The sequence below is a fragment of the Thalassoglobus polymorphus genome, from assembly GCF_007744255.1.
Taxonomy (GTDB): domain Bacteria; phylum Planctomycetota; class Planctomycetia; order Planctomycetales; family Planctomycetaceae; genus Thalassoglobus; species Thalassoglobus polymorphus.
The window spans coordinates 4,187,367-4,204,799 of sequence record NZ_CP036267.1; the positions used below are offsets into that span (position 1 = coordinate 4,187,367).

Consider the following 17,433-nt stretch of genomic DNA (forward strand, 5'->3'; position numbering starts at 1 on the left):
TCAAATGCGGTCAAATTTTCCAAGATTGGTGTCAAGCAACCACAGCTTGAAGTAACCATGCGGAAAAGTTTCGCTTTCGCCGCGACTTCCGGTCACCACCGTGGTGACACCTTCCAGTTGTTTTCGATCTTGAAGTGACAGACTTCCGATGACTTCACTCGCCAGATGATTCATCAGTCCCCGCGTCTGCTCCCAGTCACGTCGATAAGCGTAGACCATTCGCAGCGGCGAACGTGTGCAGAGCACCTTCCACAATGAATAGGCGACTCGATCGTCGCGTGGACTGTTCTCCAGCTCAAAAACCGCGACCGGCATCGGCCAAGGGACATCGCCACAGCTTTCACGATCGGGAAAGGCCATCGCATCCAGCGCGAGATATTCCGATGCCGTTTCTGGTAAACGCCGAAGACGATGACCACGGGCAGTTGCTTCCCAGCCCATCGACTCGCAAGTGCGGACGACCGCCTCTGTCGTCAATCGCGTCCAGTCCCCCAGGTTCTCAGCCAGAGAGGCTTCCTTGAGCGGCGCAGCCCGGCTTGGCTCCTGCACATGTTGCAGGAAACAATCCCACCAGTCGCGGACACCGCTCTCCGTCATCAGGCCACCTCGCTCATCTGAAGCAAGTGAGTTCCATACTCTGCAAACTTGCAGAGCTCCGTCTTGAAATCAGACGTAGGCATGGACTCCAGCAGTTGCTCATAGGTGACCCAGCTCATTGTCAGGGTCTTGATCCGTTCCCCGAGTTTGGGATAAGTCCAACCCTTCGTGCTCGTTCGTGGATCGACGCGGGAACGGTCGATGTCAGCAAGGATCGCGTTGCGATTGATGCCGCCGTCTTTATTTACGTATTCCCGCCACTTGTAGGCGTACAGACGACTGGCTGAGGATTCACGGGGCGTTTTGAAGATTCTAGGAGTGAGCAGTGTGACATGCACATGTGATGGAAACTGACCGTCGCCTTGAAACGTCAGAGCTGTTTCGACCACCCGTGCGAACTGGTTGCGTCCCCAGTCGTGAGTCGTTTTGGCCGCAATGTCGCTCAGCCATTTCGCTTCAACGAAGCAAACCCAACCATCCTCACCATGCGGTCTTTTACAATACTGCACGCCGCCCACGGTTCCTTGGCGGATCGCGGCATCACCGAGAATCAGATCAATCTGGCTGTTTCTCTCACTGTTACCAGACGTACCCTGTCGGGGTGACATTGGATGTAGTTCCAGCCATGCCTCCGCGACCGTTTCTGGTCTCGTCCCCATCAATACGTTCGCCAAGTTAGGCAGCGACTTCTCGCCTCCAACGATGAATCCATACAACAACAGAAGCGTCCATACTTCTTCGTCATCGAGTGTTTTTTGCTTGTCACTTGCTTCATACTTCGTGAGCCGATCGAGCACGTGCTTCGTATGCTTCGTGCGTGGTGCAATCCGGCTTAGGATGACCGAGTCTATCTTTGAGGAGAGTGTCATAACCCAAGCCCCTTCTTCCTTGCCAGCACACCATCGACCCAGCGTTTTTCGTCGGTTTCTTTGGGGTACAGGGCGGAGAGGGATTGGGCGAGTTTCCAGAAGCGGGCGTCGTTGCCTGCTCCGTCATCGACCAGGAATCGACGCAGGGCTTCGCCGCGACCGCTCGCGAACAGGATCATTGATTGATGGACGCGGTCGAGGACCGTCTCGCCAGCCTGGGGTTTGAGTTCGCCAGCGACGGTTTCTTCGGCTTCAGCTTCGATTTCGTCGAGGGTCTTGAACAAGTCGAGTTGTTTCGCCTTTGCCTTTTTCTTCTTTCCGCGCGGGGTGGTCGTCGCTGCGTCTTTGCCGAACAGATGGCGGGTGCGTTCGCTGACGGGGAGCAGGCGTGCTTTGTCGCCGCTCAATTCGACGATCGAATCGCTCTGTTCCAGATGAACTCCCAGCCCCTGGGCGATTTTGCGGGCGGCATCGTATTCGAGGGTGTAGCCTTTGCTGGCGACCACTTTCTCATCGCTGTCGCTGCTTTTGGAATCGCTGCCATTGGTTTCCATGCCTCCGAGTGTCCACAGCCACATCGCGGTCAGGCGGGCATCCGGTTCCAGACCGGCTGCGTCGGCGTCCTTGAAGATCATTGACAACGCTTCGGTCGAAACGGTCGACCAGACCTGTTCCAGGTATTCCCGAAGCGGCACCGCTTCGCCGCTCGCCTTTTCGACCCGGCTGTACCGGCTGAAGATTTCGAGCGCCGGTCCCAGGCAGGCAAAGATCGCGTCAGCTCCCACAACCCCTTCGGCCGCCAGTCGCGGCATCCATTCGTGTATACGTTTGGGAAGTTCGGAGAGGACATCGCGCCATTCTCCGGTTTCGTCTCGAAGTTCGCCAGATTCGTTCTCGCGAGGGCGGCAGACAAGATGAACAGATGAGGCCAGGGCTGCTGAGTTCATTGCTCTGAGCCGTCCACCTCGCTCGGTGTCAATCGGCCACGATCCGGTGACAATCCAACCCGCGTCAATCAATGCTGAGAGCAGGGTTTCCCAGCCAGTCGTTGATTTGTGGGCAAAAACCAGAACACCAATACCAGACGGCGCGCAGATACGGCGTCCTTCTGCGAGAGCGTCTTTCATGCCAGATTCGTAAAACTCGGCATCCTTGTTGGCATACCGAACCGAATCCCAACCGGCCATCTCACAAAGCTCGGCATCCTTATTTACGATTTCTGACTGAAACAATGACGGAAAATCATCGGCTAAGGCAGAACGTAGCCAGATGTAAAAGAAGTCCGAAAGATCAGCGTACGGCACTGCGTTGTAATACGGTGGGTCACTCACGAACGCAGCAACGGAATCGTCTGGAAGTGGATGTGATTGAGCTGACGCTTGTTCCACGTTTCCGGGTGCCTCTGCCCAGCCAGACTCAGCCTCCAGGAACTTCGCAATGTACTCGAAGCTACGCTCCCAGCTTCCACTCATGTCGCCGAATGGAGTTCCTTCGGTCCAATCAAAGATCATTCCTAAGGCTTGCCGCCCAAACGTATGGCCGATTTTCTCACCGACACTTATCCAACCGCAAAGTGTCGAACGAAAGTCGAGGTATTTGCCACGTGCGAGATGAAGTAGGACTTTGACTGCCAGAGCAAACTCTTGCTCCTCTTGCTGAGCGATTTCACCCGCTGCTTTTGCAATAGCTCTGCCGATCACATCAGTTGCAAGTAATTGGCGGGAACTGAAGAGTAAATCCCATCTGGTGATTCCGTAGATTGGCGCATTGAAGACGCCACTCATTAGTGGCAGCTCGATCGGTGCCAGTATCTTCTCCCGCTGAACATGATCAATTGCTATTGCCACCGCGTCGAGTTCTGGTTTCGACGGCGTGTGATAGAATTTTCCATCGTCTGATCGTGTTGCTACGACGAGAAGCTGGCTTGTGTCTGCACCACCCATCTGCTCCTTCATTTGTTCTCGCACACGCGCGACAGGAGTCGTGTAGGAACAACAAGGACATGTGACACTTCCACGCTGGATGGTTCCGCTTTTGACATCCTTTGCTTTTGCATTCTGAAGAACTTCGATGTCAACTCGCTTCTCTTCCACATTTTCGATGAGCCGAAGCGCGATTGATCGCCTACCTTGTTTGGCAATCCATAGTGAGCGAATCAATGGCACGGTCGCGCCGCAACCCGGACCCTCACACTTGATGGTTCTCGCCCACAAATAGGCAACGGGTGTCTCTCCGTTTGGCCCGGGTGGAAAATACTCGCTCAGTTCCTGAGCTGCTTCCTCTTTGATCCAATCGCCCCACTTGCGGACTTCATCTGCCAGTTTCTGGCCGTACTTCGGTATGTATTCCAGCACGACTTTGTTCAACAGAACAGGAATCGGATTCAAATCACTGGCAAACGCATCGCCGCCAACACGCAAGGCTTCCAGCGGAATCGAACCACCCCCAGCAAACGGGTCAACAACGAGTGGCCGCGTTCCCGGAACGCCGCCCAACGCCTCGTGAGCGGCCTGAGTCAACGCGCGGCTCGTCTCCAGATACGCTGGCACCGTGCTGTTGTCCCAGTTGGCAAAGTCGGCGATAAAATCAAGCAACGCCCCCTGCAACACTTGCTGATGAGCAGCATCGGTCGGATCAAGCGGCAACCCATCCTTTTCAGACTGAAGCAGCCCCTCCCAACGCCCCCGACTTTCGGGCGATGCGGTCGCTTGCAGTTGATGTCCCTCATCATTGATCCTGGCCGGAAACATGCGATGGGCAAACGCCATGAGCTGCGTGGCTGCCGCTTCCCGAAACGCAGGGGGGCAGAGTTCATCAGCCGGATCGGGCCACAACGAAGCACAAATCACCGCCCGACATGCCGCCAGCGGCCGCCGCGCCCACCAGATATGCAACGTCGAAATATGCCCATGCCGAATCGACTTCTCCCGCCGCGCATGCGCCGAGATACGAGCAATCGGAAGATCAACTTCAATGAGACGTTTAGGGTATTCATTCACAGCGTTGCAGCCTTTATTTGTTCTACGAGTGCAATTCGAACCGATTCAGGAATGCCTCGTAAATATGCGCGTGCGGAGACTGCCAGCAGTTCTGATCGATCCAGTACGCACTTCTGTTTCAATTCTTCAAAGTAATAATGATGAGATTTTGATTTATACTGGTCATCAAGCTCTTTGCACCTAATGTCGATGGCTCCCCAGTCAACCTTGAATTTGTCTTTGAACTCGTCTCGAAAACTCTTAGATGCAAAGATCTCCTTCTCTGGTGGCATCGTGCCAAACAACTTCAACATTCGCTTTTTCACATTGTCACCCTGGTCGCCGTCTCTTACTGCACAAATTGGCATCCGCTGTTCAACAAAAACATCAATCGTCTGCTGAATCTTGCTTGCATCACCGGCGATAACCACTTCGACCGTTTGAAGAAAATCTGTGTCGTGCATTCGCAGTAGTTCGATCACGATTGCCTTTGCGACGTCATCTTCTACCAGAATGTACAACGATCGGATTGCGAAATTGTCCATCATGCTCAGTGCTTGCCGGACACCAATGCCCGGAATCGGAACAATCCGGTCTCCCTCTCTCTTCAAATACACACGTGACTTTTGCGGTAGTGCCAGAAGCAAATATTCACTGTGAGAAGTTAGTAGGATCTGCAAATTCCGACGTGCGGCCACATTTACCAGGTATTTACCCAGCTCGAACTGGGCTGACGGATGGAGTGACGTCTCAGGCTCTTCCAGCAATATCAAGCTGTGAGGTTCTACTTCTTCAAGTTTCAGAACCATTGCGTAAAGACGAGCCTCGCCAGAGCCCATGTTTGATTCGGAATATGTAAAACCACCCTCGCGTTTTGCACTCAGCATCCGCGTGTGAGATCGCCCCCACTTCTTCCGCATAGCATTGACGTGGGCTGCGTCGTACTTGCACAAAAGAATTCTCGACACCCACTCTGATGCAATGTCGTTGACCTGAATCTTCGATCGGGAAGTGAATGTTCGATCTTGGACAAGCGACTTGAAGTAATCGTCGCGTTCCGCATGCGGGAGATAAAAGCCAACTCCAAGGTATACGACTCGCCTTTCGGGTTGGCGGTCATAGCCAGACCACGAGGAGCCAGAGCGTGACAGCGTTAGTAGTCGGTCGTCAGCTTTACCCGCAGAAGTTGGCCCCGCATAAGTAAACTCTACACTTGAATCATCTTCGAACGGTTTGTGATCGAGATTTCCTGCAAGAATAAAGGTGGAGACGTAGTATCGCCTTTTTGATGGAGATCCATAGGCTGCGGCCGCTAGTTGCAGAACTGTTGATTTTCCGGTTCCATTCACACCACAGAATGCAGTGATGGGGCTCTCGATTTCGACAAGCGTGTCTTTATGATTCCGAATTCCTTGAATTCGAATCTTTATGATTGCTTCTCCATAGTTCGAATGGCGTCGGTTTGGGAGAAACGTCGCTTGCAATTCCTCTCGATGATCAGTCACGTTTACCCTCACGACTCTCTTTGACAACGGCATCTGGCCCAATGCGGTAATGCTCCACTGCCATGACGGGTTGCCAACCCAGGCGGGCGGGATTCCTTACGATGTGCAGCTCCGGCGCGCCGGCACAGTTGAAGACGGCGTAGAGCCAGTAGTCGTTCTTCATCCGCTCGGCGGTCCGGTACTCATTCTCGCTGAGGGCGACGATGCCAACCCCCGCGCGGCCTTTGACTTCGATGAAGCGGACTTCGATGAACGTCTGTGGGTCTTCCGGATGCGGTCGACGAGAGATCAGATCGAATCCCCGATTCTCATCCTCCACACTTTCGACCACCCAGCCACGTTCTTCCTCATGGCGGGTAGCGACTTCAATCGCGATCCGCTCGATCTCATCATCCCGCACCATTGGGGCGAAATCGGGATTGCTGCGATCGGGATGAGGAGTGACCCATGCCCGTCCAAGATGGTGGATGTCCGAGATGGAACTGTGCCGTTCGAGTTCCAGTTCCTGTCGGCGGGTTTCGAGTCGATTGTTGAGGTTATCGAGATGCTGCTCGGCTTGGGCGATCAAACCATCGAGTCCCTGGACAGTCTGGCCTTCGATCTGACGATTGAGGTATTCGGCCAGCGTGTGCTGCCCCCGGTCGATGAGAGCATTGAGGCTGATCTCGACATGCCGTTCGATCCGTCGAACTTCTCCCTGCCGATCGGCGGCAACTTCCTCTCCCCACGGCTCCAGAGTGTGCTCGTATAGAAACTGTTCGACTACCTGCCGATCGGGGAGTGTGACCGCGTCGCTCGGACCAGTCGCACCTGCCGGAGCGGGTGCGACATCGAGCAGGATTGTCGGTTCGTGGATTTTCATTTCCCCACTGAGGGCCGTTTCCACCGCAAACAAGCGGCGATGCAACGTGCGGCCACGACCATCCTTCACGGAAGCAGCAAAGACGTCGATCAACGCCGGGTCATCGCGATGCAAGTCATAAAACACGGCCCCTCGATGCAGATGATCTTCCGTCCGCCGCAGAATGTCGCAGCGAACCACCTCGAAGAGCGGATGGCCGGGGGTGACCCATTCTAATGTTGGGGCATCGCGCAGCCGTTCTTTGTCGAACACTACCTGCTTGTATTCTCGTCCGAGCCTGCCGAAGCGTTCTTCCTGGGCATCACCGATTGGAAGCAGGTTGCGTGGCGTTTTGCCGACGCGGTAGACGTGGCTGTTCTTCCCCGTTTCCTTGGCCCGCATTCCGCACTCGGGGGCGGCATCAACAAAAAACTGTTCGATGACTTCGGGAACCAGCCGCCGTTCTCTGGCTTCCGCACTTTTACCAACCATCGCGGAGAGATTGAGTTCCTTTTTGGCCAACCCTTCGAGTGTTGATTCCGTAATGACACGAAACTTTTCCGGGCTGACATCGCGGACGATACGGTCCTCTATCTTGTGGACGTCGGTCTGCCGGGCGTACATGTCCCGAAGCAGGCGTTCGAGTTGGTTCGATGGAAAGACTTCGCCAACGACATCGAAGACTTGATCAGAACCGAGGTCGTTGCGAATTTCCGCCAGCCGATCGAGCAGCTTGCGGAGGACTCGCCCTTCGCGTGTGTTCTGTGCGACGAAGTTGAAGACGAGGCAGTCTTTGTCCTGGCCGTAACGGTGAATACGTCCGACCCGCTGTTCAAGCCGAACCGGGTTCCAGGGGATGTCGAAGTTGATCATCAACCAACAGAACTGCAAGTTGATCCCTTCGCCAGCTGCCTCTGTCGCCACGAGCACCTGGCAGCTCTCTTTGAACTCCCGTTCTGCGTAAATCCGGGTGCCTGGAGTGTCTCGGTCACCGATTTTCATCCCGCCGTGAATCTGCGTGGTAGTCAGTCCCCACTCGATCAGTTTGCCGAGCGGACGACCGTCCTTGCCGTCACCAACCAGAAAGTCGAGAGTGTCTTTGTGTTCGGTAAAGATCAGCAGTTTCATCTGCGGATCGTCGAAGATGCCTTCCTGATTGAGGACGGCCCGCAGCTTCGTCAGCTTGGTTTGATCGTCACGATCTTCGAGTTGAAGGGCTTGCGTGACCAGGTTGCCCAAACTGGCGATTTCTTCCCGAAGGACAACGGGATCGACGGACAGCACTTCGTTTTCGAGTTGATCAACAATCTGCTGTTGCTCTTCGGCATCGAGGTCGTCGAAGTCTTCTGGCATCTTCTTCTGAATCTGTTCCTGCCGGTACGCTTCGGGATCGGCAAGAATCTTCTCGCGACGAACCTTCATACGTTCGAGACTGCGTCGAACAGCATAGATTGACGAAGCCATCCGTCGCTGGAGCATGGCCATCGTGAAACCAACCGCTCGTCCCCGAGCCGACTGATCCTGAGCAGCAGCAAAGGACTGATCTTCCACGAATCGGGTCAGGTCGTCGTAAAACTCCAGTTCGTCACCGTCGAGATCGAACGTCGCACTGCGTACTTCACGCTTCGTAAACAGTTTGTGGACATCCCCCGTTTCCGGATCGGGAAAAGTTACCAGAGCCTCTTTGGTACGTCGGAGGTAGAACGGGGCCTCCTGTTCCCGCATTGCCTGTTCAAGACTCTGGATACTTCCGTATACATCTGAATCGAGCAGAGCGAGGAACCGTCTGAAGTGATCTGGATCGCCTTTGTGTGGCGTGGCCGTCATCAGCAGGAAGTGGTCTGTCATACTTGAGAGCGACTCGCCCAGTCGATAGGCGTACGTCTTATGGTCTTCGCTCCTCGCACTCATTTTGTGAGCTTCGTCAACGATGACCAAATCCCAGCGAGACCGCAGCAGGCTTTCGCGAGCATCCTCCACGATGGAAGCCCAAGAGACGGAAGTCACCGCCTGATCGCAATCCTGCCAAGGGTTCTGTCCATAGTTCTCTCGGAGGACAGTACCACGGATCACCTTGAAGCTCTCGCGGAACTTGTCGGACATCTCCCGTTGCCACTGAAACGTCAGATTCGCCGGACAAACGATCAGTACTCGACGAACCAGACCACGAGCCTTCAGCTCTTTGAGCAGCAGCCCGGCCATGATTGTCTTACCGGCACCGGGATCGTCGGCCAGCAGGAAACGGATGCGGGGAAGACGCAGAAAATAGCTATAAACGGCTTCGAGCTGGTGCGGCAATGGATCGACACGTGCGATCGAGAGCGAGAAAAACGGATCGTATTCGTAAGCCAGTCCCAGTCGATGGGCTTCAACCCCGAGCCGGAACATACGAGCATCGCCATTGAATGGCTCTCGTTCAGCCGACACCCGCAACTGCGCCAACTGTGCAGAAGTAAGAACGGGATCGTGTGTCATCCCGCTATTTCGGCCTCGGCCAATGACCTTGAGTGAAGTGCCCATCGGCATAGTGGCCAAAACCTCGATCGGCTCTGGCAATGTCGGCCCGGTAACGATACTGCCGATTCGGATTTGATTTACGACTGTCATTGACGTTCTTGCCCGTAGGTTATTACTTGGCCTTATGCTTCTCTCTTGTGGCTGACTCCGCTGTTTCACGAAGGAAGTCCTCCAAGTCGGATCGTTTGAACAATCGGTAACCGTTGGCGGGATTGCGGTGGCAAGGAATTTTGCCAGATTCTCCGTACTTTCTCAGGGTCGTCTGCGAGACGCCGAGAATCTCCGCAGCCTCGGCGGTCTTTACGTAATCATTCAGTTTTTCCATCGCTTAGTACCTTCGATGCGTGGCAGAAACGGCCCCGTTCGATCATGACACAGTCTAGCAAAGTCTACACCCCATCGGTAGCGGACGGAGCATTAGTCTATGCGCCAGGTTGGACACGATCTGTCCAACCTGGACCGGCTGGTTGCTGAATTGGAGCAAAAAACGCGGCAAGTACCTTGATGCCCCTGGCATAGCTCTGGGAACTCGCTTCTCAGGCTCTCGCTGCCCCGTGCGAACCGACTTTGACCGGTTCGTGCGGGGTTTTTCTCGTTTCGGGGCCGGTGGTCGGTCCTGCGTTTGTTTTCTGTAACTCGGAGGATCAAGCCTTGTCGCACATCGTTTCGATTCAAACAGAAGTTCGTGATCCTGTCGCCATTCGGTCGGCGTGTGATCGACTCAAGCTGCCAGAGCCGGTCTTTGGTCAGGTGAAGCTGTTCAGCAACTCGGCAACAGGCTGGGCTGTGCAGTTGCCGGAGTGGCGGTATCCGGTTGTGGCCGACGTCAACACCGGCAAGCTCGCCTACGACAATTACAACGGTCGCTGGGGTGAGCAAAAGCAGCTCGATCGGTTCCTTCAGGGATATGCGGTCGAGAAAGCCAAGATCGAAGCCCGCAAGAAAGGACACTCGGTTATCGAGCAGCCTCTGGAAGATGGCTCGATCAAGCTGACCGTGAGCGTCGGAGGTGCTGCATGAGCAAGACCATCGAAATCACCGTCCTGCCCAATGGGCAGACCAAAGTGGAAACCAAAGGCTTCGTCGGCTCGGAGTGTCGACAGGCCAGTCAGTTCATCGAGAAGGCGCTGGGGCAGCAGACTGATGAAGTCCTCAAGGCTGAGTTTCATCAATCGGCCTCGCGTCAGCAGCCTGTGCAGGAAGGAGGTTGACCGTGATCAAAGTCCGACGCCGTGTCCTGCGCCCGCAAAGTTCTGACGCGGAATCCCGTCGTCACCAGCGAAGGCTTCAAAAGAAACAGGATCAACTCACCAAAGAGCGTGAATCCCTCAAACGCTGGATGTCGCGGTTGAAGCGAGCATTCCACGCGATGGAGAAGCTGCAATCCAAGATCGCTCGACTCGAACGACAGGTTGAGCAGCTTGAAGTCGAACCGACCGAGATCGCTCCCGAATAACAGCCCCATCTTTTTATTCAACACTCAACAGGAGTCTGTGTATGTCACTGACTGAACGGCTTGCTGAATACGTACGCGCGTGTTTCACCGGCATTTGGATTGAGAGCCACGAGCATCAAGATGCTCTGGTGGCGATCGCGCAGTTGTGTCGTCAGGAAGACTGGCGGCTCGCCACGTGGGACATCGAACAAGGACTGAAAGTCCCCGGTGCTGAGATCGAAGGAACAGGCAACGATCCGTTGGCAGCGATTCGCGCCGTCAACTCGCTGGTCACGCCGGACGGAACGGCAATCCTGGTACTTCAAAACTTCCACCGGTTCCTGCAATCGGCGGAGATCGTGCAGGCGATCGCCCAGCAGATTATCGCAGGCAAGCAGAACCGGACGATTCTCGTGGTGCTGGCTCCCGTCGTGCAGTTGCCGATCGAACTCGAAAAGTTGTTTGTCGTCGTCGAGCATGAACTCCCTGACCGTGAGCAACTGGGCGAGATCGCTCGCGGGATCGCGACCGAAGATTCCGAACTGCCGGACGGCCCGGAGCTGGAAACGGTTCTGGATGCCGCCGCCGGTTTGACTCGGATGGAAGCTGAGAACGCCTTCAGCCTGTCACTGGTTCGGCATGGTCGCGTGACGCCCGACGCAGTCTGGGAATTGAAAACTCAGACGTTGAAGAAATCGGGTTCACTCGAACTGCATCGAGGTCAGGATGACTTCAGCAGCCTCGGCGGATTGTCGGCATTGAAGTCGTTCTGCAAACGAGCACTGTTACAACCTAGCCGGGGAGATGAACGACGCCGACCGCGAGGCGTGCTATTGCTGTCACCGCCTGGTTGCGGCAAATCGCAGTTCTGCAAAGCGCTCGGTAAAGAAATTGGAAGACCTGTGCTGATTCTGGACGTCGGCAGTCTGATGGGGTCGCTCGTCGGGCAGTCGGAGGAACGAACTCGGCAGGCGCTGCACATTGTCGATGCGATGGCACCCTGCGTGTTGATGATCGACGAGATTGAGAAAGCCTTCGCCGGTGTGAACTGCAACGGTGACTCGGGCGTGTCGTCACGCATGTTCGGGACGTTCCTAAGCTGGCTCAACGATCACTCGTCAGACGTCTTTGTCGTCTGCACGGCGAATGATGTGTCCAGGCTCCCGCCTGAGTTCGGTCGCAGCGAGCGGTTCGATGGCATTTTCTTCCTTGACCTTCCCGCTCGTGAGGAGAAGGACGCGATCTGGAACATCTATCTGACGTTGTTCGAGATCGACCGCGACCAGCGGATGCCCGACGACAACGACTGGACCGGAGCGGAGATCAAAGCCTGCTGTCGACTGTCGGCACTGCTCGATGTTCCCTTGGTTCAAGCCGCGCAGAACGTGGTGCCCATCGCGATGACGGCCAATGAAAGCGTGGACCGCTTGCGAAAGTGGGCCAGCGGTCGCTGCCTGTCGGCTAATCAGCCTGGCATCTACGAATCCGGCAAGGCGTCGAAGCAGCGTCGTCGCGTGAGCCGCAATCCATCCAACAACTGACCTGGCTCGCTGGGTCATTACCCATTCACTGAAAGAGGTTCTATGTCTAACAAGGAGAAGCATTGGTACCAGGACGGTGGAACCGTCTTCTCGATTATTGTCATGCTGACTCTCCTCTCAATCTGGGGAAGTCGATTCTGGCAGCACGAGAAAGAACAGCAAAAAGCTCCCGCGATCGCCCTGAATGCAGGTCGCCTGGATGTTTCACCTGACGGCGAGCCCGTTTTGCATTTGAGGTTCTGGCATGTGCATCCCGGCGCCCTGAGGAATGGACGTCTGACCGTCATTGTTGACTATCCCGGAGTCAAAACCGGCGAAGGTCTACGCATTCACGCATTCGATACCTGGGAACCGAATGAGGACCACACTGTCACCTGGGACGTACCGCTACCCGGATACGACCTCAAACAGCGTGTTCCAGTTCGTGTCCGACTGGAAGCTGAGAACGCCCGCTCGTTTGCCTACACCCAGGTCTGGCTCGGAACTGGGTGGGTCGAAGACGAGGTGAGCATTTCCGAGTGATTTCAATCACATCCCAATTTGGAGTTCGACGCCGCTCAGTCTTCGCAGGCTGAGTGGCGTTTTCGTTTCAACAATCAAAGGAGAAGTCAGTGAGCACCGTGCTTGAGAACAATAACGACACACAACACATCCAAACACAACTTGCGGCTCGACGGATGCGGGCCACCATGGCGGCGATCAAAGTGGTCTTCACCTGGCTGGGGACGACAAAAACGCTGTCCACCGATCAGAAGATCGTCGCAGCAGATGTCTTCGGCGCGGATGGTGCTTCCATCAGTGCTTCCAAACGCTTGCTGGACCCGAAACATCCTGCGCTCGCCGCCGTGACGAAGATCAAAGGGCGAGTCACCAAGTTCTGGAAGGACAATAGTCTGCCATTTCCCGAAGGAGGCATTCGGCTGATTCGTCACGATCAGATTGCCGAGTTCGACGAGACTCTCAATCGGTTCCGTTCCGAACTTGATGGTGCCGTTGTGGAACTTGAACGGCACTACGATGAGATGCGGTCGGCGGCTCGTGAGCGGTTGGGCTCGTTGTTCAATCCCAGCGACTATCCGACGACGTTGATTGGTGCGTTCGGCATCGAGCATTCGTTCCCGGCTGTGGAAGCTCCTGAGTATCTGCGTCAGCTCAACCCGGAAGTTTATCGGCAAGAGTGTGACCGTGTGCAGGCTCGATTCACCCAAGCCGTCGAGCAGGCCGAGCAGATGTTCTTCGAGCAACTTGCAGGTTTGGTGGATCACCTGGTCGAACGCATGTCCGGCACGGAAGATGGCAAACCGAAGACGTTCCGCGACACCACGGTGGATAATCTGAACGAGTTCTTCGCTCGGTTCCGCCAGCTGAACATCGGCGGAAATACGGAACTTGAAGAACTTGTGGAGCGTGCTGAGTCGATCGTCAGCGGCGTGGAGCCTCAGCACCTGCGGGACAACGCGTCCCTGCGGCAGCACATCGCCACGCAGATGTCGACCGTGCAAGCCAATCTCGACGGTCTCCTCGTTGATCGTCCTCGCCGGAACATTCAGCGACGGCCGCGTTGAAGGAGGTCTACGTGCAACTACTCATAGAACCTTCCGGCAACTGTCGCTGCGTTTATTCAGAAGCGATTGATGTCCGGCAGATCGGCGAAGCCAGCATCCGCCGTGGTTCACATGTTGAACCGACGGCGGATGGTCAATGGACTGCCGATCTCTCGCCCGTAAACGGTCCAAGTCTGGGACCGTTCTCAACGCGCTCCGAGGCACTCGATGCCGAAGTGGAATGGTTGCTCGAACACTGGCTGACGCCTGGCGCGTAACAACAACCTGATCTCAGCCTCGCAGCGTGCGGGGCGGCTGTATCTCAACGGCCGCCCTATGTTGGGCGGTCGTTCTACCTTTTTCCAGGAATTGAACGAATGACTCAAGTAGAGATCGACAATGCCGTGGCTGAGGTCACCGGCGAAACACTGTGCGACGTTCGCCGTATTGGATTCAGTATTGCAGACCCACTCGAAGTGTGTTTCGACCCCGAACCTGACGACCTGCCTCCCAACATTATCGACTGGGATGAACTGGAACTGGAACGCAACTACGCCATGTACCCCATGCGTCGCGATCGCCGACGTTGGGCTGCCTGATGGCAGCAGGCAAGGATTCCAAACGCCGACAACTCGATGAGTTCTATGCGAGCTACACCGTGTTCGTCGGCGTGCTTTGTTTTGCCGCATTCTTCCTGTTTGGCTGGGAGATTATCCTCACCTGGATCTTCTTCCGGTCAGGTATGCGGCTCTTTCATGACGTGATGACCGATTCGCCGGTGTCACGTCCACCACCAACCCAACACAAGAGGAGGTGCCGTGATTGAACTCACCCGCAAACAGATTCATCTCATCCGCTCAACGATTCGGCAGGCCCTTGGAATCACCTCAGCGCGTCGGGCACCGATTGTCACGTTTCGAGCAACTCCAGTCGGGCTGCTGATTCAGTCCTTCTCGGACAACATCGCGGTTGAACATCGCATCGAAGGCGATTTCCGCCCCAGCGTTATCACGTTGCCCTATGAAGCGCTACAAGCCTGCGAAGGCAAACGGAACGATCAAGTCTGCATCCAGCGCGATGGTGACACGATCACAGTTCAATGGCTCGATGGCGGCATTCCCCAAACCGCTCAGTACAACCATGCCGAGCCGGTCGAAGTTCCCGAAGCACCAACAGAACTCACGGGCATCGACCGCGAGTTTATCCCGGCGATGGCGGAAGCCGTCGCAACGACCGACAACGAATCGTCGCGTTTCGCGCTGAGTTGCGTTCGACTGCGCGGCTCGGACGGCCAGATTGCCGCCACGGACGGACGTCAGGCATTGATGTACTCGGGATTCTCATTCCCTTGGAATGACGATGTTCTGGTTCCCGCCACGAAGGCATTCAGCTCCAAAGCCTTCAGTTACGCCGCCGACGTGATGATTGGGCAATCCGACGACTGGGTTTCGGTTCAGGCAGACAGTTGGACGCTATATCTGAAGATCGAGAAGGAAGCTCGCTTTCCCAACGTGGACGATCATGTTCCGGCTGTCGATGCCGCCACATCCACAATGATCCTCGCTGATACGGATGCCGATTTCCTGACCCAAGCCTCTCGAAAACTCCCGGCTGCCTCGGAGTTCAATGCGCCGGTCACTGTTGACCTCAATGGCTCGGTGGCGATCCGATCCAAGAGTGCGGACCAGGACGTCGGCACCGAACTCGTCCTCTGCAACTCGCAACGCTCGGGTGTGGAACTGCGTTTCAACACGAATCGTGATTATCTCCGCCGGGCGGCGTCGCTCGGGTTTCGACAGATTTATCTGCAAACAGCGGAATCCCCCGCATTCTGTCGTGACGACCGGCGCTCATACATCTGGGCATTGCTTGGAAAAGACGGGGCGATCGCCCCCGACGCGCAGCTCACTCGCATCGAGTCGCCATGCGATTCACCAAAACGATTGACACAAAGAAGGACCACAATCCCCATGCCAGACACGAAACGTCCCACATCGCCCCGATCTCACGCCGAGAAACCTGCCAGCGTGCTGGCAAAGGCCGAGGCTCTGCGTGATTCGCTGAGCCAAGCGCTGACTGACACTCGCGAATTGATCTCCGCGATCAAAGCAAAGCGAAAGCAGAACCGGCTCGTAGAGACCACACTCCGGTCGCTCAAGCAACTGGAGAACATCGGCGCGTAGTCGTCACCAATCATCGCAATACCAGCATGGCCCGGTTTCATCCACGGATGATGCCGGGCTGTTTTCTTACCCACCAATGAGGAGGCATCCACATGCCCGTACAGATCAACATCGGCCTCAACAAAAAGGTTGGCGAGGCCAACTACGGCAGCCGCGGCGCTTCGGTCAACCTGGAAGTCGAACTCGATTCGGGAATCGTTGAGGAACCGGATCGACTGCGAAGCCAGATCCACAAACTGTTCGGACTCGCTCGTGATTCGCTGAATGCCGAATTACATCAAGATGACAACCAGCGCTCCGCCAATGGGCATCACCGAAACAGCAATGGCCAGAAGAATGGCAACGGTTACTCGCACCAATCAAACGGAAGCCGTTCCTCGAATGGTCGCGGGGCAACCCAAAGTCAGGTGCGAGCTATCAAGGCCATCGCCGGTCGTGGTCGGATTGACCTCGGGCCACAGCTGGATCGGTTCGGGGTTCGCACAGCGGAGGACCTCGACATCGCTCAGGCATCCGAACTGATTGACGAGTTGAAGGGCCAGTCGACGGGAAACGGGAGCAGCCGATGATCGCCTCTGCCAAATTCTCCAGCGGGGTGAACAATGAACGGTCCATGCAACTGACTGGTCGAAACTATCTCAGCGTGAGTGCTGTGAAACAGTTCCTGCGTTGTCCGCTGTCCTACCGCTTCAAATACATTGACCGTATTCCCGAGGAGACAGTCTCCTCTGCGCTGGCGTTTGGTCGCGGCATTCACGCAGCGCTCGAACTCTGGTTCACTGCTCAGCTCGAAGGTCAGCCCGAACCGACGTTAGAAGAATTACTGGTCATGTTCTGGGACGAATGGAAAGCCTGCGAGCAGGAGACATCCATCCGTCTCGGCAAGAATGAAGACATCACCAAAATTGCCGACATGGCTCAGCGGATGATCGCTGCATTCATCGCAAGTAACGCGGCACATCCCGCTGGTCAAGTTGTTGGCATCGAGGAAGAGTTGCGAGCAGCGCTGCTGGTTGACGCTCCTGATGTTTTGGGCAGACTCGATCTGGTCATTGAAACGCCCGATGCGTTCATCGTCATCGACTTCAAGACTGCCAAATCGAAATGGAGCGACGCCCAACGCCAGGACGCGGAATTGCAAGCCATCGTCTACAAGGAGCTCGTCGGTCAGATCGCGGGTGACAAACCGGTTCGTGTCGAGTTCATTGTCCTCACGAAGACCAAAGCGCCTTCGGTGGCCATCGAGTCCGCCGCCATCACAGACGGCGCAATTCGTCATGGCAAAGCCATCATGTCCGCCGCCTGGCAGGCCATTCAGAACGGCAACTTCTATCCGTCCCCGTCCATCACCGCCTGTCCAAGTTGTCCCTATCGCAATCAGTGTGACGCCTGGCAGGGTTGAACCGCTCGGATAACAAATCAC

At 55.7% G+C, this 17,433-nt stretch carries 18 protein-coding genes; 12 read left to right on the forward strand and 6 right to left on the reverse strand.

Annotated features, from left to right (window positions below):
* From Mal48_RS14945 to Mal48_RS14970, 6 genes are read right to left on the reverse strand one after another with little or no spacing between them, the layout of a single operon-like run.
* A complete protein-coding gene (locus Mal48_RS14945; RefSeq protein ID WP_145201098.1) occupies positions 1–597 on the reverse strand; it encodes a hypothetical protein in 597 nt (198 codons plus the stop codon).
* Positions 597–1,466, reverse strand: a complete 870-nt coding sequence (locus Mal48_RS14950; RefSeq protein ID WP_145201101.1) for a hypothetical protein — start codon at positions 1,464–1,466, stop codon at positions 597–599. Before Mal48_RS14950 ends, Mal48_RS14945 begins: the two co-directional genes overlap by 1 nt.
* A complete protein-coding gene (locus Mal48_RS14955; RefSeq protein ID WP_145201104.1) occupies positions 1,463–4,465 on the reverse strand; it encodes a DUF1156 domain-containing protein in 3,003 nt (1,000 codons plus the stop codon). The genes Mal48_RS14950 and Mal48_RS14955 overlap by 4 nt, the downstream gene beginning before the upstream one ends.
* Positions 4,462–5,949 carry an ATP-dependent nuclease gene (locus Mal48_RS14960; RefSeq protein ID WP_197441730.1) on the reverse strand — a complete coding sequence of 496 codons (1,488 nt, stop codon included), beginning with the start codon at positions 5,947–5,949 and terminating at the stop codon, positions 4,462–4,464. The genes Mal48_RS14955 and Mal48_RS14960 overlap by 4 nt, the downstream gene beginning before the upstream one ends.
* Positions 5,942–9,397, reverse strand: a complete 3,456-nt coding sequence (locus Mal48_RS14965; RefSeq protein WP_145201110.1) for a protein NO VEIN domain-containing protein — start codon at positions 9,395–9,397, stop codon at positions 5,942–5,944. The genes Mal48_RS14960 and Mal48_RS14965 overlap by 8 nt, the downstream gene beginning before the upstream one ends.
* Before the next feature lie 22 nt (positions 9,398–9,419).
* Positions 9,420–9,632 carry a MerR family transcriptional regulator gene (locus Mal48_RS14970; protein ID WP_145201114.1) on the reverse strand — a complete coding sequence of 71 codons (213 nt, stop codon included), beginning with the start codon at positions 9,630–9,632 and terminating at the stop codon, positions 9,420–9,422.
* A 326-nt stretch (positions 9,633–9,958) separates the two neighbouring features.
* Here Mal48_RS14970 and Mal48_RS14975 point away from each other — a divergent pair, with 326 nt between their 5' ends.
* The 12 genes from Mal48_RS14975 to Mal48_RS15030 all read left to right on the forward strand — a co-directional run bounded on the left by Mal48_RS14975 (position 9,959) and on the right by Mal48_RS15030 (position 17,412).
* On the forward strand, positions 9,959–10,327 hold the full coding sequence (locus tag Mal48_RS14975) for a DUF1257 domain-containing protein (RefSeq protein WP_145201117.1): 369 nt from the start codon (positions 9,959–9,961) through the stop codon (positions 10,325–10,327).
* A complete protein-coding gene (locus Mal48_RS14980) occupies positions 10,324–10,518 on the forward strand; it encodes a DUF2997 domain-containing protein (RefSeq protein WP_145201120.1) in 195 nt (64 codons plus the stop codon). Before Mal48_RS14975 ends, Mal48_RS14980 begins: the two co-directional genes overlap by 4 nt.
* A gap of 2 nt (positions 10,519–10,520) precedes the next feature.
* On the forward strand, positions 10,521–10,763 hold the full coding sequence (locus Mal48_RS14985) for a hypothetical protein (protein WP_145201124.1): 243 nt from the start codon (positions 10,521–10,523) through the stop codon (positions 10,761–10,763).
* A gap of 41 nt (positions 10,764–10,804) precedes the next feature.
* Entirely contained in the window at positions 10,805–12,283 is a 1,479-nt protein-coding gene (locus Mal48_RS14990) for an AAA family ATPase (RefSeq protein WP_145201127.1), read from the forward strand.
* Between the two features lie 42 nt (positions 12,284–12,325).
* Positions 12,326–12,805, forward strand: a complete 480-nt coding sequence (locus tag Mal48_RS14995; RefSeq protein ID WP_145201130.1) for a hypothetical protein — start codon at positions 12,326–12,328, stop codon at positions 12,803–12,805.
* A gap of 89 nt (positions 12,806–12,894) precedes the next feature.
* Complete coding sequence (locus Mal48_RS15000) at positions 12,895–13,848, forward strand: hypothetical protein (RefSeq protein WP_145201133.1); 954 nt, start codon at positions 12,895–12,897, stop codon at positions 13,846–13,848.
* An 11-nt stretch (positions 13,849–13,859) separates the two neighbouring features.
* On the forward strand, positions 13,860–14,105 hold the full coding sequence (locus Mal48_RS15005) for a hypothetical protein (RefSeq protein WP_145201136.1): 246 nt from the start codon (positions 13,860–13,862) through the stop codon (positions 14,103–14,105).
* Positions 14,106–14,204: 99 nt separating this feature from the next.
* On the forward strand, positions 14,205–14,426 hold the full coding sequence (locus Mal48_RS15010; protein ID WP_145201139.1) for a hypothetical protein: 222 nt from the start codon (positions 14,205–14,207) through the stop codon (positions 14,424–14,426).
* Positions 14,426–14,653, forward strand: coding sequence for a hypothetical protein (locus tag Mal48_RS15015; RefSeq protein WP_145201142.1), 228 nt, complete (start codon positions 14,426–14,428; stop codon positions 14,651–14,653). Before Mal48_RS15010 ends, Mal48_RS15015 begins: the two co-directional genes overlap by 1 nt.
* Positions 14,646–16,010: a hypothetical protein gene (locus Mal48_RS15020; protein WP_145201145.1), complete on the forward strand. Its 1,365-nt coding sequence runs from the start codon at positions 14,646–14,648 to the stop codon at positions 16,008–16,010. The genes Mal48_RS15015 and Mal48_RS15020 overlap by 8 nt, the downstream gene beginning before the upstream one ends.
* A gap of 92 nt (positions 16,011–16,102) precedes the next feature.
* The gene (locus Mal48_RS15025; protein WP_145201148.1) at positions 16,103–16,579 is read left to right on the forward strand and encodes a hypothetical protein; all 477 of its coding nucleotides are present in this window, start codon (positions 16,103–16,105) and stop codon (positions 16,577–16,579) included.
* A complete protein-coding gene (locus tag Mal48_RS15030) occupies positions 16,576–17,412 on the forward strand; it encodes a RecB family exonuclease (RefSeq protein ID WP_145201151.1) in 837 nt (278 codons plus the stop codon). The genes Mal48_RS15025 and Mal48_RS15030 overlap by 4 nt, the downstream gene beginning before the upstream one ends.
* Positions 17,413–17,433: the final 21 nt, after the last annotated feature.

Excerpts from the sequence above, each read along its gene's own strand:
- Mal48_RS15015 (WP_145201142.1), top strand. The coding sequence starts at position 14,426 with ATGGCAGCAGGCAAGGATTCCAAACGCCGACAACTCGATGAGTTCTAT.
- Mal48_RS15030 (WP_145201151.1), top strand. The coding sequence starts at position 16,576 with ATGATCGCCTCTGCCAAATTCTCCAGCGGGGTGAACAATGAACGGTCC.
- Mal48_RS14995 (WP_145201130.1), top strand. The coding sequence starts at position 12,326 with ATGTCTAACAAGGAGAAGCATTGGTACCAGGACGGTGGAACCGTCTTC.
- Mal48_RS14965 (WP_145201110.1), bottom strand. The coding sequence starts at position 9,397 with ATGACAGTCGTAAATCAAATCCGAATCGGCAGTATCGTTACCGGGCCG.
- Mal48_RS14970 (WP_145201114.1), bottom strand. The coding sequence starts at position 9,632 with ATGGAAAAACTGAATGATTACGTAAAGACCGCCGAGGCTGCGGAGATT.
- Mal48_RS14990 (WP_145201127.1), top strand. The coding sequence starts at position 10,805 with ATGTCACTGACTGAACGGCTTGCTGAATACGTACGCGCGTGTTTCACC.
- Mal48_RS15025 (WP_145201148.1), top strand. The coding sequence starts at position 16,103 with ATGCCCGTACAGATCAACATCGGCCTCAACAAAAAGGTTGGCGAGGCC.
- Mal48_RS15010 (WP_145201139.1), top strand. The coding sequence starts at position 14,205 with ATGACTCAAGTAGAGATCGACAATGCCGTGGCTGAGGTCACCGGCGAA.
- Mal48_RS14945 (WP_145201098.1), bottom strand. The coding sequence starts at position 597 with ATGACGGAGAGCGGTGTCCGCGACTGGTGGGATTGTTTCCTGCAACAT.
- Mal48_RS14950 (WP_145201101.1), bottom strand. The coding sequence starts at position 1,466 with ATGACACTCTCCTCAAAGATAGACTCGGTCATCCTAAGCCGGATTGCA.
- Mal48_RS14980 (WP_145201120.1), top strand. The coding sequence starts at position 10,324 with ATGAGCAAGACCATCGAAATCACCGTCCTGCCCAATGGGCAGACCAAA.